The organism is Acinetobacter sp. FDAARGOS_515, from assembly GCF_003938865.1.
In the GTDB taxonomy this organism is placed as follows: domain Bacteria; phylum Pseudomonadota; class Gammaproteobacteria; order Pseudomonadales; family Moraxellaceae; genus Acinetobacter; species Acinetobacter ursingii.
The window spans coordinates 2,640,083-2,658,153 of the sequence record NZ_RKIX01000003.1 but is presented as its reverse complement, the minus strand read 5'-3'; the positions used below and the strand labels follow the sequence as shown (position 1 = coordinate 2,658,153).

The window sequence follows — 18,071 nt, the reverse complement described above, 5'->3', positions numbered from 1 at the left end:
TTTACAACTCCTTTAAGCTTCTAAAAATTCTTGAAATAAACGCTGATAACGGCGGCATTGCTCTGCGGTTAAAGCAAAAATACCCGAACCACCTTTTTTAAAGGTCAACCAGTGGAAGTCAATGGTATGAAAATTCTGACGCATTGCCCATTCAGAATTTCCTACTTCAATGACAATTAAACCATCTTCAGTTAAATAATCTGCCGCTTGAGCCAACATTTTACGTACCAGATCCAAACCATCCTGACCTGCCGCCAAAGCCAGTTCTGGTTCATGTAAAAATTCTTCAGGCAAATCTGCCATATCTTCAGCATCTACATAAGGCGGATTACTAACGATTAAATCATATTGATTTTCGGCAGGAATTTTTGAAAATAAGTCAGATTCTAATAGCGCAACTTGATATTGTTTATCGTGATGCTCTGTATTAATCGCAGCGACTTCAAGCGCATCTTTGGAAATATCAGTTGCATCCACTTCCGACTCTGGAAATGCATAAGCCAAAGCAATTGCAATACAACCTGAACCTGTACACATATCTAAAATACGTTGCGGAGTTTTAGGATTTGAGTTTTCAGGTAAATTATTTATTGCCTCATGCATATTGCCATGTTCATCCAGACAATACGGTGCAAAACGCTGTTCAATCAATTCAGCAATAGGTGAACGCGGAATTAATACACGTTCATCGACATAAAATGGCTTGTTGGCAAAGTAAGCTAGATTAAGTAAATAAGAGGTCGGAATACGCTCATTAACACGGCGCTCAAGCAAACTTAAAAATTCAGCTTTTTCACTTGGTAAAAGTTTTGCATCCAGAATCTCGGCATCTGCGGCCCATTCTAAAGAAAGCGTTTGTAAAACTAGCGCAGAGCTTTCTGCAAAATAATCTTCGGTTCCCTGACCTAAATGAGCATCGTATTGACGTAATGCAGTCACTCCAAAACGAATAAAATCACGAATTGTTGTTAAGTTTTCTGCGGCTTCCTGTAATTGTTCAGGATTAATGGTCGGTCGCTCCACTCAGGGGTCTCCAAAAGATGATGATGCAAAACGGCTTATGATACCTTGTTTTGTCTTGCTTTTTAATGCCTAAAGCGAGTGGATTCAATTTTAAATCAAGTTGACTTATTGCTCTTTTTAAATCAATATTTTTCTTACTCTTTAATAATATAATAAAATCATACGCTTATACTTTAACTTGTTTTTAAAGCATAATATCAAATTATTAAAATAACTTATTGTTATTAAATTATTTATTAATAAGAGTTTATAGTTTCCTATCGCATAGATAGCTTAGAAATATCGCAAAGGAGATGCATCAAGTAAGTATTGGTTTCCTATCGCATAGATAGCTTAGAAATTCCCATTGCGCCCCTGCAATAGAATAGAAACGTTTCCTATCGCATAGATAGCTTAGAAAGCCTGATGATGAAGCAGGTTTTGGTTTCCTATCGCATAGATAGCTTAGAAAAGTTCAAACGATCTTTGAACCCAAATACACAGGTTTCCTATCGCATAGATAGTTTAGAAACCGATTTTTGGCAATAAAAAAGCACCCGAAGGGCTTCCTATCGCATAGATAATTTATTTTCGAGACTCCAAACATTTTGTTTTTAATTGCTGCATCGCTAAAGGATCCATCGGTGCAGTCATCATGGCCCGATAAGCCAAACATTCCTGCGTTTCTTCTGTTGCTTGAGATTTGGCATTCAAGCTATGACATCCCATCAGTCCCAAAGAGAAAATACATCCTAAAATAAATTTGATGAACATTGGATTTTCTATAAATCAGTATTTGCCGATATCAACTCCAATTTTAAAACGCAAAATAGCAAATAGAAACCATTGAATAGACTTGTTTCATAAACCCCTTTCATTTTGCCTATGCGAGAAAAATAAAGAGGGTTTAAACAATGATGAAAGACGTCATAGTGTATAGATCTTTTAAAATTCGCTTATTTTCTTAAAATCTTCTGCCAATATATAAGCATTTTAAAAAGATGAGCTTAATAAAATGACAAATCCAGATATTCAAAAGGTAGAACTCGAAAAAGCCTATCGTTTACTTAATCATGGCCCTACTGTACTGGTTTCCGCTCAAGATGATGATGATATTGATGTCATGGCCGCAGCATGGGCGTGCGCTTTAGAATTTAGTCCTGCAAAAGTGACCGTTGTTTTAGATAAATCGACGAAGACTCGAAAAATTATTGAAAAGAATGGCTATTTCGCGTTACAGGTTCCCTGTTTAGCACAACTGGATATGACCTATCAATTAGGTAGCATCAGCCAGTTTGATGAGCTGAATAAATTAGAGCTTTGTGGAACTCAACTCTTTTATCCTGATGATTCTGGTGTACCTTTGGTTGAAGGTTGTATTGCTTGGCTGATCTGTAAAGTCATTCCTGAGCCCCATAATCAGCAAGCGCATGATTTATTTATTGGCTCTGTGATGGGTGCTTGGGCGGACTCACGCGTATTTCGTGATGGACATTGGTATTTTTCAGATGCACACCGAAGTTTAAAAAGTTTGCATTATATTGCGGGTGGGACTTTCTATACAATTGGCGATGAAGTTAAAGCCAATTTATAAAAAAACTGATGGTTAAAACAAGTAGATGGAGAACTCTCAAATATGAACTATCTCCATCCTGTTTAAGATAAATTTAACTCGTGCAAAGCGGTTGCATTCGTTCAACTTCTCGTTGTTTAAGAATACCACGCTGAATTTTACCACTCACTGTTTTGGGTAACACATCTACAAATTCAATTTCTTTCGGATAGGCATGTTTAGATAGACGTCCGCGAACATACATTTGTAGTTTTTCTTTGAGCTGTTCTGTCGCTTGATATTGGCTTTTTAATACGATAAATGCCTTAACAATTTCGGTTCGCGCCAGATCAGGTTTTCCAATTACGGCAGATTCTAAAACTTCTTCGCATTCAAGTAATGTACTTTCGACATCAAAAGGGCCTACACGATAGCCTGACGTTGTAATGACATCATCAGCACGTCCAACAAAATCTATACTTCCATGATCATTTAACTGTACGGTATCACCCGTAATATAGTATTTGCCGACAAAAGACTTTCGGTTATTACCCCCATAACCTTTAAACCAAAGCAAAGGTGATGCATCACAGTCAATCGCCAATACCCCGATCCCGCCTTTCCCAAGTTCTTGATGATTTTCATCGAGTACCGCAAAACGATGTCCTGGTATAGCAAAACCCGCAGAACCAATTTTAATTACATGTTCTAAAGCATGGTGGTTGCCAATCACCATACCGAGTTCAGTCTGTCCGTATTGATCATAAATATTGACATTGAGATCATGTTTAAACCAATGGATCACTTCTGGTGTTAAAGGCTCGCCTGCACTGCTCACGACCCTTAAATGCTGTTTGACACTGTCATCAAACTTTTCTTTAAAACCATAAAACATACGAAATGCAGTCGGAGAACCTGTCAGATTATTGACCTGATATTTTTTCATTAGTTCAATGGCTCGATCTACACTAAAAGCTTGTTCATCCATCAGAATGCCATGACCTAAACTCAAAGGTCCTGTAATACCGTAATACAGCCCATAAGCCCAACCTGGATCAGCTAAATTCCAAAATGAATCTTCCTCACGCAAATCCACGGCATTTGTCATATAACCTTTAAATGCCAAAATTGCCTTTAATGGCACAGGGACAGATTTGGCCAAACCCGTTGTACCAGAAGTAAACATCATTAAAAAATCATCATCAAAACTGCGATATTCAATTGGGCAATCGGCATCAAATGTATGGATTACACTCCAGAAATCTTCTTGATTCTGATCATCATCAATATTTTTGACAGTCAAAATTTGGTTAATATTTAAATTTTCGAGTTTAGATTGTTGATCGGTATTGGTTACTACAAGTTTGGTTTTGGCTGTTTCTAAACGATGCTCAATGGCTTTGGATTCAAATGCAGTGAATAAGGGTTGATAAATTGCGCCAATACGCCAAGTGGCTAAAATCGTGATGAGTAATTCGGGGGTACGTGGCAATAATCCCGCGATGCAGTCTCCTGCCTGAAGATGGATAGACTTAAAATAATGGGCTAATTTCCCTGAATATTCAGCAAGTTGATCAAAGGTATATGATTGCAGTTCTCCGTTTTTTCCTTCCCAGATCAAAGCCACTTTGTCATGACCTACATATCTACCACAACACTCCTCAAAAGCATTAATGCGCTGTTCATGTCCATTAAGTTGCTTTTGAATAAGTTGATTTAAATCAAATTCTGCATAGGCTTGTGTCAGTGTCTTCATCCCGAAAACCTCTTTTATTCCGTTTTTAATGCATACAGATCATTCAAAATTTGATCTATATGTCCTGTCCATTTTTGTTATCGTAAAACATCCAACGATGTTTTTGCTGGTGATCAAATCCAACTTAAACTGCTTTATTTACTTTTTCAATTTCCAAAACCCTCAATCTAATTGAGGGCTTTAGCATGTTAAGTTAAATAATCTTGGTGTTATTTGGGTGCCATTCGAATGGCACCATCTAAACGAATTACCTCACCATTCAGATATGCATTTTCAATAATATGCACTGCAAGACTTGCGAACTCATCTGGTTTACCCAAACGCGATGGATAAGGCACCATTTGACCCAGCGAATCCTGAACTTGTTGTGGCAAAGCTTTGAGCATGGGCGTTTCCATAATACCGGGTGCGATCGTAACCACTCGAATAGCATGACGCCCCAGCTCACGTGCAATTGGTAAAGTCATCGCCACAACTGCACCTTTGGAGGCCGCATAAGCAGCCTGACCAATTTGACCATCAAAGGCAGCCACAGAAGCAGTATTAATAATCACACCTCGATCTTCATCTTCAGGCATTGCAGTATTATGTGTCATGGCCTCTGCTGCAAAACGCAGCATATTAAAAGTCCCTGTCACATTGATATTCAATACTTTATTGAACAATGCCAGATCATGAATACCCTCTTTACCCACCACCTTTGCAGATGGGCCAACTCCTGCACAGTTAATTAAGCCATGAATTGCACCATGCTGTTGTAATGTCTGTTTAAAAAACTGTGCAATCTCGATTTCATTGGTCACATCTATTGCAACAAAATCTACGGCTGTACCCAACTTTTCTGCTTGAGCCTGTCCAGCTTCAACATTCATATCAACTAAAGTGACATAAGCACCTCGCGCGACCAAACATTCAGCCGTTGCAGCCCCCAAACCCGAGGCACCGCCTGTAATAATGAAATGTTTTCCTTGTATTTTCATTGCCAATTTCCACGTGATTTAATTTAATCTGACATCAGTTCCAGAGTAAAAGTTCAACTTTTACAGTACAATTTCAAAAAACCTCAAATGTTCTGCGGTTTTTGGACATTTTCATCATTTAAAAAATTTTTAATTCTGAGTGTCAGGTCATACATGCAACGGATTGCACAGTCAAATATTTCCCCTTCAAACAAAGGAACCATTTCTATTGCATTGGTCAATGAAGCTTTGAGTGTGGCACATTCGCGCGGTTTTAATATTGAAAAAATAGTACAACAGGCGGGGATTTCAGCCGAGCTTTTAAACTTCCCCAAAGCCAGAATTCCAGTTTCGGCTTATGCACAACTCTGGATTGAACTAGCTAATCATATGGATGATGAGTTTTTTGGAATGGACTCTCATCCCATGCGACGTGGTAGTTATCAATTATTAGTAAAAATGGTCATGCATGCGGATACAATAGAAAAAGCCTTAACCGATATTTTAAAGTTTTTTTCTGTACTTCTGGATGATATCCAAGCAGAGTTTAAAGTTGAACAAAATCTGGTATGTTTGATCATTCATGATCAAACTCACACTAAACGGATGTTCAGTTATGCAACTTTTTTAATGTTGATTCATGGTTTATTGTGTTGGCTAGCGGATCAACGAATTGTGATTGATAAAATTAGTCTGAAATGCGCTAAGCCCGCTTATCCGCAAGATTATTATGTCCGTTTTTGTGAAAATATCGAATTTGATGCAGCATCTAATCGCGTGGAATTCAATGCAGATTATTTACAGATTAAAATTAAAAAAGATAAAAAATCGCTTTATGAATTTCTAAAACAGACACCACAGAATTTATTAGTACGTTATAAAAATGAAAATGCACTAAGTCTGATGATTCGTAGACATCTTATCAAACACCATCCCGCGCTTTGGCCAGAACTTAAAGAACTTTCGCAGCAGTTAAACATGTCTGAAGCCACCATTCAACGGCGTTTAAAAGCTGAAAATATCAGTTATCAACAACTTAAAAATGACATCCGCTGTGATATTGCGATTGAGCGTTTAAGTAAAACTGAAGATTGTATTCAGGATATCAGTGATGCCTTAAATTTCCATGATCCAAGCGCATTTTATCGCGCTTTTAAAAAGTGGACGGGTGTCAATCCAAGTGCTTATCGCCAAAATACCGGTTAGAATAAAACGTCTAAACCAGATTTATCCAACGCTATATGCACATTTATTATCAGTTAATCAGAATTTATAATAATTCATTTATTTTTCTGAAAATACTTTAAAATCAAATTATTAAATCAAAAAAAATAGTGTTTATTCAAGAACATGCATTACTAAGCAAAATATCTGTGTTTGGAACACGCTATTCTCATGCAAACATCTGAGAAATTTCATTTATTTGTCAGATTGGACTTGGGCATGTCATCATTTAAAAAACCTTACTTAAAATTGTTCATCACTGGGGTTCTTGCAACAACATTTACCGCAACTGCATTTGCAGCTATTCCCAAAACACTAAAGCTGGATTATGCCTACTATGCGCCTACTAGTTTAATTGTGAAAGATCAAAAACTATTGGAAAAAGCGCTGCCAAACACTGAAATTAAATGGATATTTAGTCAAGGCAGTAATCGCTCTTTGGAATATCTCAATAGCAATAGCAGTGACTTTGCTTCTACTGCCGGTTTAGCAGCTGTTCTCAGTCGTGCCAATGGTAGCCCGATCAAAACAGTTTATATCCAGAGTCAGCCTGAATGGACTGCACTGGTCGTTGCTAAAGATTCTCCATTAAAATCATTAAAAGATTTAAAAGGTAAAAAAATCGCAGCAACCAAAGGTACAGATCCATTTTTATTTACTTTGCAGGCACTAGATAGCGTTGGTTTGACCAAACGAGATGTACAACTTGTGCATTTACAGCATCCAGATGGCAAAACAGCACTTGAAAGAGGTCAAGTGGATGCTTGGGCTGGACTCGATCCACTTATGGCTGCTGCACAAATTCAATCAGGTGCAAGATTACTCTATCGAAATGTTAATTTTAATAGCTATGGCGTATTAAGCGTTAAAAAAGATTTTGCCAAACAAAGTCCAGAGGCCATTGAAGTTGTGATCAAAGCTTATGAACAGGCACGAAAATGGGCGATCGCCAATCCAGACAAAACTGCCGAACTTTTGGCTCGCGAATCAAAGTTACCGCTTGCCGTTGCAAAGTTGCAATTAAGCCGAACCAATTTTGAACAAAATATCCCGTCTGTAAAACAGTCACAAGCCCTGAAACGCGCAGGAAATATTTTGGTTGAAGAAGATCTAGTACGCAAAGGCACCAATGTTAATCAAGTGGTTGATCAGTTGTTTGATCCTCGTTTTGCTCAAAAGGTTGTTAAGTAATCTATGCAAAATTCAATTTCTAAGTCTGAGCTAAACAGAAGTTTGGCTCAGGCTGCCCTTCAAGATCAACAGCGCCATAAACCCAGCAAATTTAAAAGTTGGTATAAAGCGCTTTTGTTGCCTGTTATATTTTTATTCATTTGTGAGTTTCTGGTGAGAAGTGGTGCGATTGATGCCTATTTGTTACCGGCACCAAGTAGTCTGTGGCAGTCTTTTATCGATTTGGCTCATGCAGATTTATTGACACATATTTATATTAGTACGTGGCGTGTTTTTGCTGGATTTGCCATCGGCAGTGGTCTTGGATTATTGTTTGCAATCGGTGTAGGCCTTAATAAACAGATTGAAGAATATCTTGACCCTACTTTTTCAGCGATTAAATCCATTCCCAGTCTGGCATGGATCCCACTGTTATTATTATGGTTAGGAATTGATGAGGGATCAAAACTCACGTTGATTGCCATTGGTGCGTTTTTCCCAACTTATACCAATACTGTTGCAGCAATTCAAAATGTTGATCCCAAATTGGTCGAGTTGGGAAAAGTATATGGTTTGAATCACTTTGAACGCATTGTTCAAATTATTTTACCTGCTGCCTCGCCAGGAATTTTAACAGGCTTGCGTAATAGTTTGAGTTTATCATGGATGTTTATGATTGCTGCTGAATTGATTGCAGCAACACAAGGCATTGGTTATCTGCTGAGCGATGGACGAGAAACTTCACGACCCGATATTGTTATTTTGGCCATTATTTTATTAGCATTATTGGGAAAAATAACGGATACCATTATGAAAGCTGTAGAACAATGGTTACTCAGATGGCGAGAAAGTATCCCCAAATAAGTTATCTTGGCAGATGTTTTCCTAAACTAATACGATCATTTCCACCGTAATCTTTTCGGGTTTGAACTTGAGTAAAGCCCCGTTTTTGAAGCAATTGACGAACCGTCTCCCCTTGATCATAACCATGTTCAAGCACTAACCATGCATCAATATTCATCCAGTTGGGTGCTTGATCAATAATCAGTTCCAGATCCGCTAGACCTTGATGCTCTGCGACCAATGCGCGGCGAGGTTCTGTTCCCAGATTCAGCATGTGTTCATCCTGTGCATCGATATAAGGCGGGTTAGACACAATTAAATCAAACTTTTGCGCAGGAATGGCTTCAAACCACGCACTACAAATAAATTGAACTTGATTCAACGCATGTCGATGAGCGTTCTCCTGAGCGACTTCAAGCGTTGGAAAGTAAATATCTGTTGCTAAAACTTTCCAGTCAGGACGCTCTTTGGCTAGAGATAACGCTATTGCACCTGTCCCTGTGCCTAAATCCACCATCGAAGTTTGAAAAGGTAAATTTAACGATAAAACCGTTTCAATTAAAATTTCAGTATCTGGGCGCGGAACTAATGTATCTGGTGTAACCTTTAGATCCAGACTCCAAAACGGTTGCGAACCCGTAATATAAGCCAGTGGCTCACCTTTAGAGAGTCGCATCAGCCCATCTAAAAAGGTGTGTTCTTGCTCATGCGTCAAAACTTGCATTTGACGCATTTTTAATTCAAGTGAATTCAGATTGAGGACATGCTCAAGCAACCACGTGGCTTCCTGACGTTCATAACTATCAGCTTCGCCGCGCAGATTTAAAGCTTGTCCAATCTTCATCAGCCGCCATTCTCTTGCGCCAACATGGCTAACTGATCTGCTTGATATTCACGATGTAAACTATCCAATAGTTCCGTCAAATCACCTTCCATAATCGCATCTAACTTATATAAAGTTAAATTAATACGGTGGTCTGTCATTCGACCTTGTGGATAGTTATAAGTACGAATACGTTCTGAGCGGTCGCCCGATCCGACGAGATCACGACGCATTTCAGAAGTCGCCGTTTCCTGTGCAGCGCGTTTGGCATTTTCCAGACGAGAAACCAGTAATGCCATCGCTTTGGCTTTGTTTTTATGCTGTGAGCGTTCTTCCTGACATTCCACCACCACGCCTGTTGGAATATGAGTAATACGCACCGCAGAATCGGTTTTGTTAATGTGCTGACCACCTGCGCCCGATGCACGATAAGTATCAATCCGCAAATCAGCAGGATTAATTTCAACGGTCGTGTCCACATCTACTTCAGGTAAAATCGCAACCGTACAAGCAGAAGTATGTACACGCCCCTGTGACTCAGTTGCAGGAACACGCTGTACGCGATGTGCGCCACTTTCAAACTTTAGACGACCATAAACACCATCGCCATCGACGCGGCAGATGACTTCCTTATAACCGCCATGTTCGCCTTCATTTTCAGACAATACTTCAATACGCCAACCTTGAGACTCAGCGTATTTACTGTACATACGAAATAAATCACCTGAGAAAATTGCAGCCTCATCACCGCCAGTTCCCGCACGAACTTCCAAATAAGCAGAATTGGCATCATTTGGATCTTTGGGAATCATCAAAATATTCAGATCAGCTTCGAGTTGCTCAATCAAGGCGCGATTTTCCTTGATCTCCTCTTGCGCCATATCCTTAAAATCAGGATCATTGAGCATGTCTTCAGCAGTCACAATATCTTGCTCAGCCTGACGATACTTACCCCACACTTCGACCATTTCAGAAAGATCACTATGCTCACGGGATAATTTACGGAAACGTTTATTATCAGAAATGACTTCCCCATCTGCCAATAATGCCGTTAACTCTTCATAACGATCACAGAGTTGATCCAGTCGTAAACGTAATGATTCTTTCATAAGTGGAAGTATCTCAAAATAAAAATAATCGATCAGCGCAACGCTTGAATGATGAAGTGCTTGCGATCAGGTCAAAGCTAAAAGTGCGCATAGTTTACCGATTATGACTGTTAAAGAACATAGATCAGCTTATATTTGCTTGCTCTTAAGAATATTTCGGTGTGGTGAATTTTCACTTTTTCTTCACATTAGGCAATAAATCAATCGTTTTCGCCGTTTTAATAGACACTTTTAATAGAAAGCATACAAAACGCAGCTACATTGTAAAAATAACAACGATAATCTCCACAATTAAAGTGAATCGTTTTGTTACATTTGCTGCAACGAAATAGATAAAGTCCTGCTGTTGGGACACGGAGATTTGAGATGAAGGCAAATAACTTATTATTAAGTGGTGTATTGGCAGTTTCTTCAATGTTTGCAATCAATGCACATGCAGACAATACCACACGTGTTGCGGCAACTTCAGCATTAGGGAGTGTGGTTGGTACAGCCTTAGGCAATCAAATGGGCGGTAATACTGGTGCCATGATTGGTTCTGCAATTGGTGGTGCGGGTGGTGCAGCCGTTGCAAGCAATAAACGTAATCGTACTTCATCTGCAATTGGTGGTGGTTTAGGTGGTGTGGGTGGCTATACCGTTGGTAAAATATGGGTGGCACAACAGGTGGATATATTGGTTCAGCCCTAGGCGCCGCAGGCGGTTCAGCTTTAGGAAATAAAATTTCTAAAGATAGAGCTGAAGAAAAACGCTATAACAACTCACGTAGTTGGAACAGACACCATCGTCACTATCGTCACCGTTAATACGTTGTATGATTCAAATAGTCGAGCACCCTTCTGGGTGCTTTTTTTGGTCATTATTGTTAAGTTACAAATCACTGCATAAATCGAAAAAAAACGATATACATAATTTTAGATAAATCGTAAAATGACGATATATAGTTCTGAGAATTTTTTATGGCTTCTTTAAAAGAAACACGGTTTTCAATTCTTGAGCTTGCGCCTATCCGTAATGATAAAACAGTTCAATTTTCGTTGCATCATGCTTTGGAGTTGGCTCAGCATGCAGAAAAACTAGGATATGAACGTTTATGGCTGGCCGAACACCATAATATGGATGGTATTGCCAGTTCAGCGACCGCTGTATTACTGGGTCATATTGCTGCAAATACACAGTCGATACGTTTAGGCTCTGGTGGAGTGATGTTACCTAATCATGCGCCATTGGTGGTTGCAGAACAGTTTGGTACATTAGCAACGCTTTATCCCAATCGTATTGAATTAGGTTTAGGCCGCGCACCAGGCACAGATCAATTGACCATGCGAGCCTTACGTCGTGGTCGTCAGGAAACTGAAGATCAATTTCCTCAAGATGTTCTCGAAATTTTGCAATATTTCAAAGACCCTGAACCCAATCAAAAAATCGTAGCAACCCCAGGACACGGAACACATGTTCCCGTCTGGTTGTTGGGCTCCAGTTTATTTAGTGCACAACTCGCGGCTCGTTTAGGTCTTCCCTATTCGTTTGCATCACATTTTGCACCGCGTATGCTGTCACAGGCTGTCCAGTTGTATCGAGAAAACTTTCAACCATCTGAATATCTAGAACAACCGTATGTTTCCATGGGCGTTCCAACTGTAGTAGCTAAAACAGATGCCGAAGCACAACATTTAGCCACCAGTGCTTATCAACGTGTACTGGGTTTAATGCGTGGACAAAGTTTAAAACTCAAACCACCTGTGGAGTCTATGGATCATATCTGGACACCTGCCGAGCGCATATCCGTCAATAACTTTTATGCATTGGGTCAAATTGGTTCACCTGAAACGGTGAAAGCTGGTCTGCAAGACTTGTTAGAACATGTAGATGTTGATGAGTTCATTTTCACTTGTGATATTTATGACACTGAAAAGCGACTCGAAAACTTTAGTTTATTGATGGATATCAAAAACAGCTAAAATTGTTTAACTAAAAAAGGGAAATTAATGATTTTTCATTGATTTCCCTTCTCCTTACAACCACAGATCAGAAATACTGAAGGATTTAGATCTATTGTTTGTAAACTTTTTAACCAATACGGCGTTTCAAGCCTGTCTTTTGTAAAATACGTGTTGAAATTTCTTCAATCGACATTTCCGTGACATTTAAATATGGAATTCCTTCTGAAATATAAATTCCTTCAATGGCACGCAACTCCATCTGACATTGGCTAAAACTGGCATAGCGACTATTGGCTTTACGTTCATTACGAATTGCGACCAAACGTTCCGCATCAATCATCAAACCAAATAACTTATTTTTATGTTCTTTCAATACTTTTGGTAAGCGATTGTCATCTAGATCTTCTTCGGTCAGTGGATAATTTGCAACACGAATTCCAAATTGTAATGACAGATAAATCGACGTTGGTGTTTTACCCGAACGGGATACCCCAATCAAGATAATATCGGCTTTATCATAGTGACGTGTACGAGCACCATCATCATTGTCCAAAGCAAAATGAACTGCATCAATACGAGCTTTATAATATTCAGAATCCGTCACGGCATGAGTCTGTCCGACCAAAGTTGTTGGCGGTGTGCCAAGCTCTTGTTCTAACTTGCTAATTAAACCCTCAAACACATCGAGATTCACCGCTTTGGCAGTGTTAATGATTTCACGCACATTCGGATCGACCAACGTATCGAACACCAATGGCAAAGTCTGGTCTTTAGACTGGCAACTATTAATTTCAGCAACCACATTCATTGCCGCTTCTTCTGAGGTGATATACGGAATAATATGAATATCAAAATCCACGTTGGGAAATTGCGCTAATAAAGAATGTCCGAGGGTTTCAGCCGTAATCGCGGTTCCATCTGAAATAAAAAACACACTCCGCTTAATTTGTTTACTATCTGACATGAAAAATCTCCTCAAACATTTGTCTTAGTGCTATATAATCTTTATAGTAAGCTGATCTTACATGACTGTCGCTTAGAGTAAATCAAAATCCTAAGCACATTAATATCTTTTCTTCATGCCAAGATAGTAATTAATACTGGAAAAGTGGAGTGAAAACTTTGGAAGCGCGCGTAATCGGTCTGGAAAAATTAGGGAAACACGACGTCGAACTCGTGGGTGGGAAAAACTCATCTCTAGGTGAAATGATCAGCCATTTATCCAATGCTGGTGTGTCTGTACCGGGTGGCTTTGCCACAACTGCTGCTGCTTATCGTGAGTTCCTTGAACAAAGCGGTCTAAACGCAAAAATTCAAGCAGAACTCGATCAATTGAATGTTGACGATGTCAACGCTCTTGCCGAAACTGGCGCAAAAATTCGTCAATGGATTGTAGATACTCCTCTCATTCCAGCATTAGAAAAAGAAGTTCGTGACGCTTTTAATGCACTTTCAAACGGCAACCCTGATATCGCGGTTGCCGTTCGTTCATCTGCGACCGCTGAAGATTTACCAGACGCTTCTTTTGCTGGTCAGCAAGAAACTTTTCTGAATATTCGTGGCATCGATAATATTTTGATTGCCATCAAAGAAGTATTTGCATCTTTGTATAACGACCGTGCAATTGCATACCGTGTGCATCAAGGCTTTGCTCATGACATCGTAGCTTTGTCTGCTGGCATACAACGCATGGTACGTTCAGAAACAGGTGCTGCGGGTGTAATGTTTACATTGGATACCGAATCTGGTTTCCGAGATGTCGTATTTATTACAGCATCTTATGGTTTGGGTGAAATGGTCGTTCAAGGTGCTGTTAACCCTGACGAATTTTATTTATCAAAACCGCTGCTTAAAAATGGTAGACACTCTGTATTACGTCGCAACCTCGGCTCTAAACACCAGAAAATGATTTATGGCGAAGAAGGTTCAGCGGGTAAATCAGTGGTGGTGGTTGATGTTGAAAAACAGGATCGTCAACAATTTGCTTTAAATGACCATGAACTTCAAGAGCTTGCTAAACAAGCCATGATCATTGAAGACCATTACAGTGCGCCAATGGACATCGAATGGGCCAAAGATGGTGATGATGGTCAAATTTACATTGTTCAGGCGCGTCCTGAAACTGTAAAAAGCCGTCAAAACGTAGGCACAATGGAGCGCTACTTACTTAAACAGCGTGGCACTGTGTTATGTGAAGGTCGCTCAATCGGTCAACGTATTGGTTCTGGTAAAGTACGCGTTGTTTCATCGATTAAAGAAATGGACAAAGTTCAACCAGGCGACGTGCTAGTTTCAGACATGACTGATCCAGACTGGGAACCAGTAATGAAACGTGCCGCTGCTATCGTGACTAACCGCGGTGGTCGTACTTGTCATGCTGCTATTATTGCACGTGAACTGGGTGTTCCTGCGATTGTGGGTACAGGCAATGCCACAGAAGTCCTAACCGATGGTCAGGAAGTTACTGTTTCATGTGCTGAAGGTGATACAGGCTTTATTTATGAAGGCGCGCTGGATTTTGAAATTCAACGCAACTCGATTGAATCTATGCCAAAACTTCCGTTCAAAATTATGATGAACGTCGGTAACCCTGATCGTGCATTTGACTTTGCTCAAATTCCAAATGGTGGTATTGGTCTGGCTCGTCTTGAGTTCATTATTAACCGTATGATCGGCGTGCATCCAAAAGCCTTACTGAATATTGAAAGCTTGCCACGCGAAACACGTGCAGCAGTTATGGCACGTACGGCAGGTTATTCTTCTCCAGTTGAATTCTATGTAGAAAAACTGGTTGAAGGTATTGCAACACTTGCGGCTGCCTTTGCTGAGAAACCAGTCATTGTTCGTATGTCCGATTTTAAATCCAATGAATATGCTAACCTCATTGGCGGTAAACTCTACGAACCAGAAGAAGAAAACCCAATGTTGGGTTTCCGTGGTGCAAGTCGTTATGTATCTGACAACTTCCGTGATTGCTTTGAGCTTGAATGTCGTGCCTTGAAAAAAGCACGTGACGAAATGGGTTTGACCAATATTCAAATCATGATTCCATTTGTGCGTACAGTTTCTGAAGCAAAACGCGTCATTGAACTTTTAGCTCAAAATGGCTTGAAGCGTGGTGAGAATGGTTTAAAAATCATTATGATGTGTGAATTACCAACCAATGCATTATTGGCTGAACAATTCCTTGAACATTTTGATGGGTTCTCAATTGGTTCTAACGACTTAACTCAATTAACGCTCGGTTTAGACCGCGACTCTGGTATTGTTTCTCATCTATTTGATGAACGTGATCCAGCCGTTAAAGCCCTGCTTTCAATGGCCATTCATGCTTGTCGTAAAGCGGGCAAATATGTAGGTATTTGTGGCCAAGGTCCATCTGATCATCCAGATCTTGCTAAATGGCTGATGGAGCAAGGCATTGAAACAGTTTCACTCAATCCTGACTCAGTACTTGAAACTTGGTTCTTCCTAGCGGAAGATAAAGATAAGCAAGCCTAACTTAATCTTATCAAAAAGACCCTCGCGCGGGGTCTTTTTCATCTTTAAGCTGTTGAGATTTAAAACTTATGCAAATTTACTTGGCAAGAAATAACCAACAGGCTGGTCCTTATACATTAGAACAACTGAACCAGATGCTCGCTAGCCAACAAGTGCTATTGACTGACTTAGCATGGCATGAAGGTATGACGGAATGGAGAGCCTTAGGTGAACTCACTCAAGGTAAACTTGTCTACCAACCTGTAAACTCGACAACAAATTCTACTTTTGATGCCCCAGTCCATAGTCAAAATGATGTCATCCGTGACATTAAAGTCAATCAGACAGCCAAAGCAACGGCTGCTCCTGTGAGCAAGCGTATTTCGGCCAAGCTTATCGATTTAGCTTTGCTGATTTTGCCGCAAATTATTGTGACAATGCTCTTTTTACCGCATGATCTACTCCAACAAACCACTAGTTTTGATGTTGAACAGCAAATTAAAATTGCTGAAGCCATGCGCGACAACATGCCAACATGGGTTCCAGTCGCATTACTCATCTACACACTTGGCTTGTTATTTTTACAAAATTATTTTATTGCTCGTTCTGGTCAATCTATTGGTAAAAAATTATTCCATTTGCAAATTGTTGATGCAACGACCAATCAGCTTCCTGGTCAATTTCGCGGTTTTTTTGTACGCTCATTTCTATTTATTATCATTTCACAGTTGATAAGCCTTTTACCGCTTTTGGTCATTGTTTTTATTGCAGATATTGTTTTATTTTTTTCCAAAGGAAACAACAGTTTGCATGATAGACTAGCAAAAACCAAAGTCATCAATATTAAAAAATAATTAAAGGAGTGATCATTCACTCCTTTTTTATGATAAATCCATGAAAAAAATTGACTTTTAAGCCAGCATTCAAAAGATAAAACAAGCAGATAAATCAGGTGTCATAACAAATATTTAACGTCACTTTCAAGTAGCTTAGTTTCACGATATCAGGCATAATGCCCTACAACATAGCTGTGTCACATGATTGAGAAATATGTTCTGTAACAGGATTCATTCTTCTCCATCATGCGACACTTTTATCGCTATCCCCAATTTACTTAGGGAATGGGACTCTTCACCGAGGTTGTAAAATGAGACAAACGATTTTAGCTGTATTGTCTTTATCGGCGGTTTCCGCACTTTTAACAGGGTGTGGTGGTGATTTAGTACTTCTAAACTCTAAAGGTCCAGTTGCTGAAGGTCAAAGTAACCTGATGATGACTGCGATCTACTTAATGCTATTGGTTGTAATTCCTTCAATCATTATGGCGTTATGGTTTGGTTGGAAATATCGCGCGTCAAATAAAGATGCAGACTATAAACCTACATGGGCACACTCAACTGCAATTGAAATTGTAGTCTGGGGTATTCCTGTCATTATTATTGGTATTTTAGCTTGGTTAACTTGGTGGGGTTCCCACAAGTACGACCCTTACCGTCCGCTAGATTCAGATAAAGCCCCTTTAACCATTCAAGTTATTGCTGAACAGTTTAAATGGATCTTTATTTATCCTGAACAAAATATTGCGACAGTAAATGAAGTACGTTTCCCAGAGAAAACACCATTAAGCTTTAAAATTACATCTAACTTTACAATGAACTCATTCTTCATTCCTGCGTTAGGTGGCCAAATTTATGCAATGGCGGGTATGCAAACTCATCTCCATTTATTAGCGAATGAAACTGGCGAATATCGTGGTTTCTCGTCTAACTACTCAGGCTATGGTTTCTCACAAATGCGCTTTAAAGCTCATAGTGTAACTGAAACTCAATTTGCTCAATGGGTAGAAGCTGTTAAAGCTGGTAAAGGTACAAGCATTAATGCTGAAGCTATTCAGAAAGCGACGCTTGATCAAGCTGAACTTGCGACACTGAAAGATGGGGATCGTTCTAAACATCAGATTGAAGCACTGGTACATCGTGCCGAGGCTGCTGGTGATACAGAAGCCTTAGAAAAAGCTGAAGCAATGAAGCCGTTCCCGAATAAGCCACACCCAGTGACTTACTATTCTTCAGTTGAACCAAACTTGTTTGAAACTGTCATTAACAGATATATGAGCAACTATCACGGTACAGACCATTCAGCAAATGCTGAACATGGTTCGCAAGCTCATGATGCTAATGCACATGCAACTGCTTCTGTAGAGGAATAAG

At 39.6% G+C, this 18,071-nt stretch carries 15 protein-coding genes, 1 pseudogene and 1 CRISPR repeat array; of the genes and pseudogenes, 9 read left to right on the top strand and 7 right to left on the bottom strand.

Annotation, left to right across the window (positions count from 1 at the left end; translation table 11 throughout):
• Positions 1 to 12 precede the first annotated feature (12 nt).
• Both prmB and EGS47_RS14390 read right to left on the bottom strand, forming a co-directional pair.
• Positions 13 to 1,023, bottom strand: coding sequence for a 50S ribosomal protein L3 N(5)-glutamine methyltransferase (gene prmB / locus EGS47_RS14395; protein ID WP_005004631.1), 1,011 nt, complete (start codon positions 1,021 to 1,023; stop codon positions 13 to 15).
• Positions 1,024 to 1,275: 252 nt separating this feature from the next.
• Positions 1,276 to 1,534: a CRISPR direct-repeat array (repeat unit 28 nt; unit sequence GTTTCCTATCGCATAGATAGCTTAGAAA).
• Positions 1,535 to 1,587: 53 nt separating this feature from the next.
• Positions 1,588 to 1,776, bottom strand: a complete 189-nt coding sequence (locus EGS47_RS14390; RefSeq protein ID WP_051062665.1) for a hypothetical protein — start codon at positions 1,774 to 1,776, stop codon at positions 1,588 to 1,590.
• Positions 1,777 to 2,017: 241 nt separating this feature from the next.
• On the opposite strand from EGS47_RS14390, the gene EGS47_RS14385 reads away from it, so the two are divergent.
• Positions 2,018 to 2,596, top strand: coding sequence for a flavin reductase family protein (locus EGS47_RS14385; RefSeq protein ID WP_005004636.1), 579 nt, complete (start codon positions 2,018 to 2,020; stop codon positions 2,594 to 2,596).
• A 73-nt stretch (positions 2,597 to 2,669) separates the two neighbouring features.
• Here EGS47_RS14385 and EGS47_RS14380 read toward each other — a convergent pair whose 3' ends face one another.
• Both EGS47_RS14380 and EGS47_RS14375 read right to left on the bottom strand, forming a co-directional pair.
• On the bottom strand, positions 2,670 to 4,310 hold the full coding sequence (locus EGS47_RS14380; RefSeq protein ID WP_125269751.1) for an AMP-binding protein: 1,641 nt from the start codon (positions 4,308 to 4,310) through the stop codon (positions 2,670 to 2,672).
• 209 nt (positions 4,311 to 4,519) lie between these two features.
• Positions 4,520 to 5,290, bottom strand: a complete 771-nt coding sequence (locus EGS47_RS14375) for a 3-hydroxyacyl-CoA dehydrogenase (RefSeq protein WP_125269750.1) — start codon at positions 5,288 to 5,290, stop codon at positions 4,520 to 4,522.
• Positions 5,291 to 5,443: 153 nt separating this feature from the next.
• Between EGS47_RS14375 and EGS47_RS14370 the strand changes: the two genes are divergently transcribed.
• The 3 genes from EGS47_RS14370 to EGS47_RS14360 all read left to right on the top strand — a co-directional run bounded on the left by EGS47_RS14370 (position 5,444) and on the right by EGS47_RS14360 (position 8,527).
• Complete coding sequence (locus EGS47_RS14370; protein ID WP_125269749.1) at positions 5,444 to 6,475, top strand: AraC family transcriptional regulator; 1,032 nt, start codon at positions 5,444 to 5,446, stop codon at positions 6,473 to 6,475.
• A gap of 237 nt (positions 6,476 to 6,712) precedes the next feature.
• On the top strand, positions 6,713 to 7,684 hold the full coding sequence (locus EGS47_RS14365; protein WP_125269748.1) for an aliphatic sulfonate ABC transporter substrate-binding protein: 972 nt from the start codon (positions 6,713 to 6,715) through the stop codon (positions 7,682 to 7,684).
• A 3-nt stretch (positions 7,685 to 7,687) separates the two neighbouring features.
• A complete protein-coding gene (locus tag EGS47_RS14360) occupies positions 7,688 to 8,527 on the top strand; it encodes an ABC transporter permease (RefSeq protein ID WP_125269747.1) in 840 nt (279 codons plus the stop codon).
• Position 8,528: 1 nt separating this feature from the next.
• Here the strand turns inward: EGS47_RS14360 and prmC are convergent, their stop codons facing one another.
• Complete coding sequence (gene prmC / locus EGS47_RS14355) at positions 8,529 to 9,350, bottom strand: peptide chain release factor N(5)-glutamine methyltransferase (RefSeq protein WP_125269746.1); 822 nt, start codon at positions 9,348 to 9,350, stop codon at positions 8,529 to 8,531.
• Entirely contained in the window at positions 9,350 to 10,438 is a 1,089-nt protein-coding gene (gene prfA / locus EGS47_RS14350) for a peptide chain release factor 1 (RefSeq protein ID WP_125269745.1), read from the bottom strand. The genes prmC and prfA overlap by 1 nt, the downstream gene beginning before the upstream one ends.
• A 366-nt stretch (positions 10,439 to 10,804) precedes the next feature.
• On the opposite strand from prfA, the pseudogene EGS47_RS14345 reads away from it, so the two are divergent.
• Positions 10,805 to 11,244, top strand: a pseudogene (locus tag EGS47_RS14345) (glycine zipper domain-containing protein).
• A 153-nt stretch (positions 11,245 to 11,397) separates the two neighbouring features.
• Positions 11,398 to 12,399, top strand: coding sequence for an LLM class flavin-dependent oxidoreductase (locus EGS47_RS14340; protein ID WP_004988173.1), 1,002 nt, complete (start codon positions 11,398 to 11,400; stop codon positions 12,397 to 12,399).
• A gap of 109 nt (positions 12,400 to 12,508) precedes the next feature.
• Here the strand turns inward: EGS47_RS14340 and EGS47_RS14335 are convergent, their stop codons facing one another.
• On the bottom strand, positions 12,509 to 13,345 hold the full coding sequence (locus EGS47_RS14335; RefSeq protein WP_004988177.1) for a pyruvate, water dikinase regulatory protein: 837 nt from the start codon (positions 13,343 to 13,345) through the stop codon (positions 12,509 to 12,511).
• Positions 13,346 to 13,494: 149 nt separating this feature from the next.
• Here EGS47_RS14335 and ppsA point away from each other — a divergent pair, with 149 nt between their 5' ends.
• From ppsA to cyoA, 3 genes are all read left to right on the top strand, one after another.
• Positions 13,495 to 15,882 (top strand): phosphoenolpyruvate synthase, encoded by a 2,388-nt coding sequence (ppsA, locus tag EGS47_RS14330; protein ID WP_171063256.1) that lies wholly within the window; start codon positions 13,495 to 13,497, stop codon positions 15,880 to 15,882.
• Positions 15,883 to 15,950: 68 nt separating this feature from the next.
• Positions 15,951 to 16,715, top strand: a complete 765-nt coding sequence (locus EGS47_RS14325; protein WP_004988180.1) for an RDD family protein — start codon at positions 15,951 to 15,953, stop codon at positions 16,713 to 16,715.
• Positions 16,716 to 17,008: 293 nt separating this feature from the next.
• Complete coding sequence (cyoA, locus tag EGS47_RS14320; protein ID WP_004988182.1) at positions 17,009 to 18,070, top strand: ubiquinol oxidase subunit II; 1,062 nt, start codon at positions 17,009 to 17,011, stop codon at positions 18,068 to 18,070.
• The last annotated feature ends 1 nt before the right edge of the window (position 18,071 follow it).

Bases quoted from the DNA above. Each gene is read 5' to 3' on its own strand.
- EGS47_RS14390 (WP_051062665.1), bottom strand. From the start codon at position 1,776: ATGTTCATCAAATTTATTTTAGGATGTATTTTCTCTTTGGGACTGATG.
- EGS47_RS14385 (WP_005004636.1), top strand. From the start codon at position 2,018: ATGACAAATCCAGATATTCAAAAGGTAGAACTCGAAAAAGCCTATCGT.
- EGS47_RS14380 (WP_125269751.1), bottom strand. From the start codon at position 4,310: ATGAAGACACTGACACAAGCCTATGCAGAATTTGATTTAAATCAACTT.
- EGS47_RS14375 (WP_125269750.1), bottom strand. From the start codon at position 5,290: ATGAAAATACAAGGAAAACATTTCATTATTACAGGCGGTGCCTCGGGT.
- EGS47_RS14370 (WP_125269749.1), top strand. From the start codon at position 5,444: ATGCAACGGATTGCACAGTCAAATATTTCCCCTTCAAACAAAGGAACC.
- EGS47_RS14365 (WP_125269748.1), top strand. From the start codon at position 6,713: ATGTCATCATTTAAAAAACCTTACTTAAAATTGTTCATCACTGGGGTT.
- EGS47_RS14360 (WP_125269747.1), top strand. From the start codon at position 7,688: ATGCAAAATTCAATTTCTAAGTCTGAGCTAAACAGAAGTTTGGCTCAG.
- prmC (WP_125269746.1), bottom strand. From the start codon at position 9,350: ATGAAGATTGGACAAGCTTTAAATCTGCGCGGCGAAGCTGATAGTTAT.
- prfA (WP_125269745.1), bottom strand. From the start codon at position 10,438: ATGAAAGAATCATTACGTTTACGACTGGATCAACTCTGTGATCGTTAT.
- EGS47_RS14340 (WP_004988173.1), top strand. From the start codon at position 11,398: ATGGCTTCTTTAAAAGAAACACGGTTTTCAATTCTTGAGCTTGCGCCT.
- EGS47_RS14335 (WP_004988177.1), bottom strand. From the start codon at position 13,345: ATGTCAGATAGTAAACAAATTAAGCGGAGTGTGTTTTTTATTTCAGAT.
- EGS47_RS14325 (WP_004988180.1), top strand. From the start codon at position 15,951: ATGCAAATTTACTTGGCAAGAAATAACCAACAGGCTGGTCCTTATACA.
- cyoA (WP_004988182.1), top strand. From the start codon at position 17,009: ATGAGACAAACGATTTTAGCTGTATTGTCTTTATCGGCGGTTTCCGCA.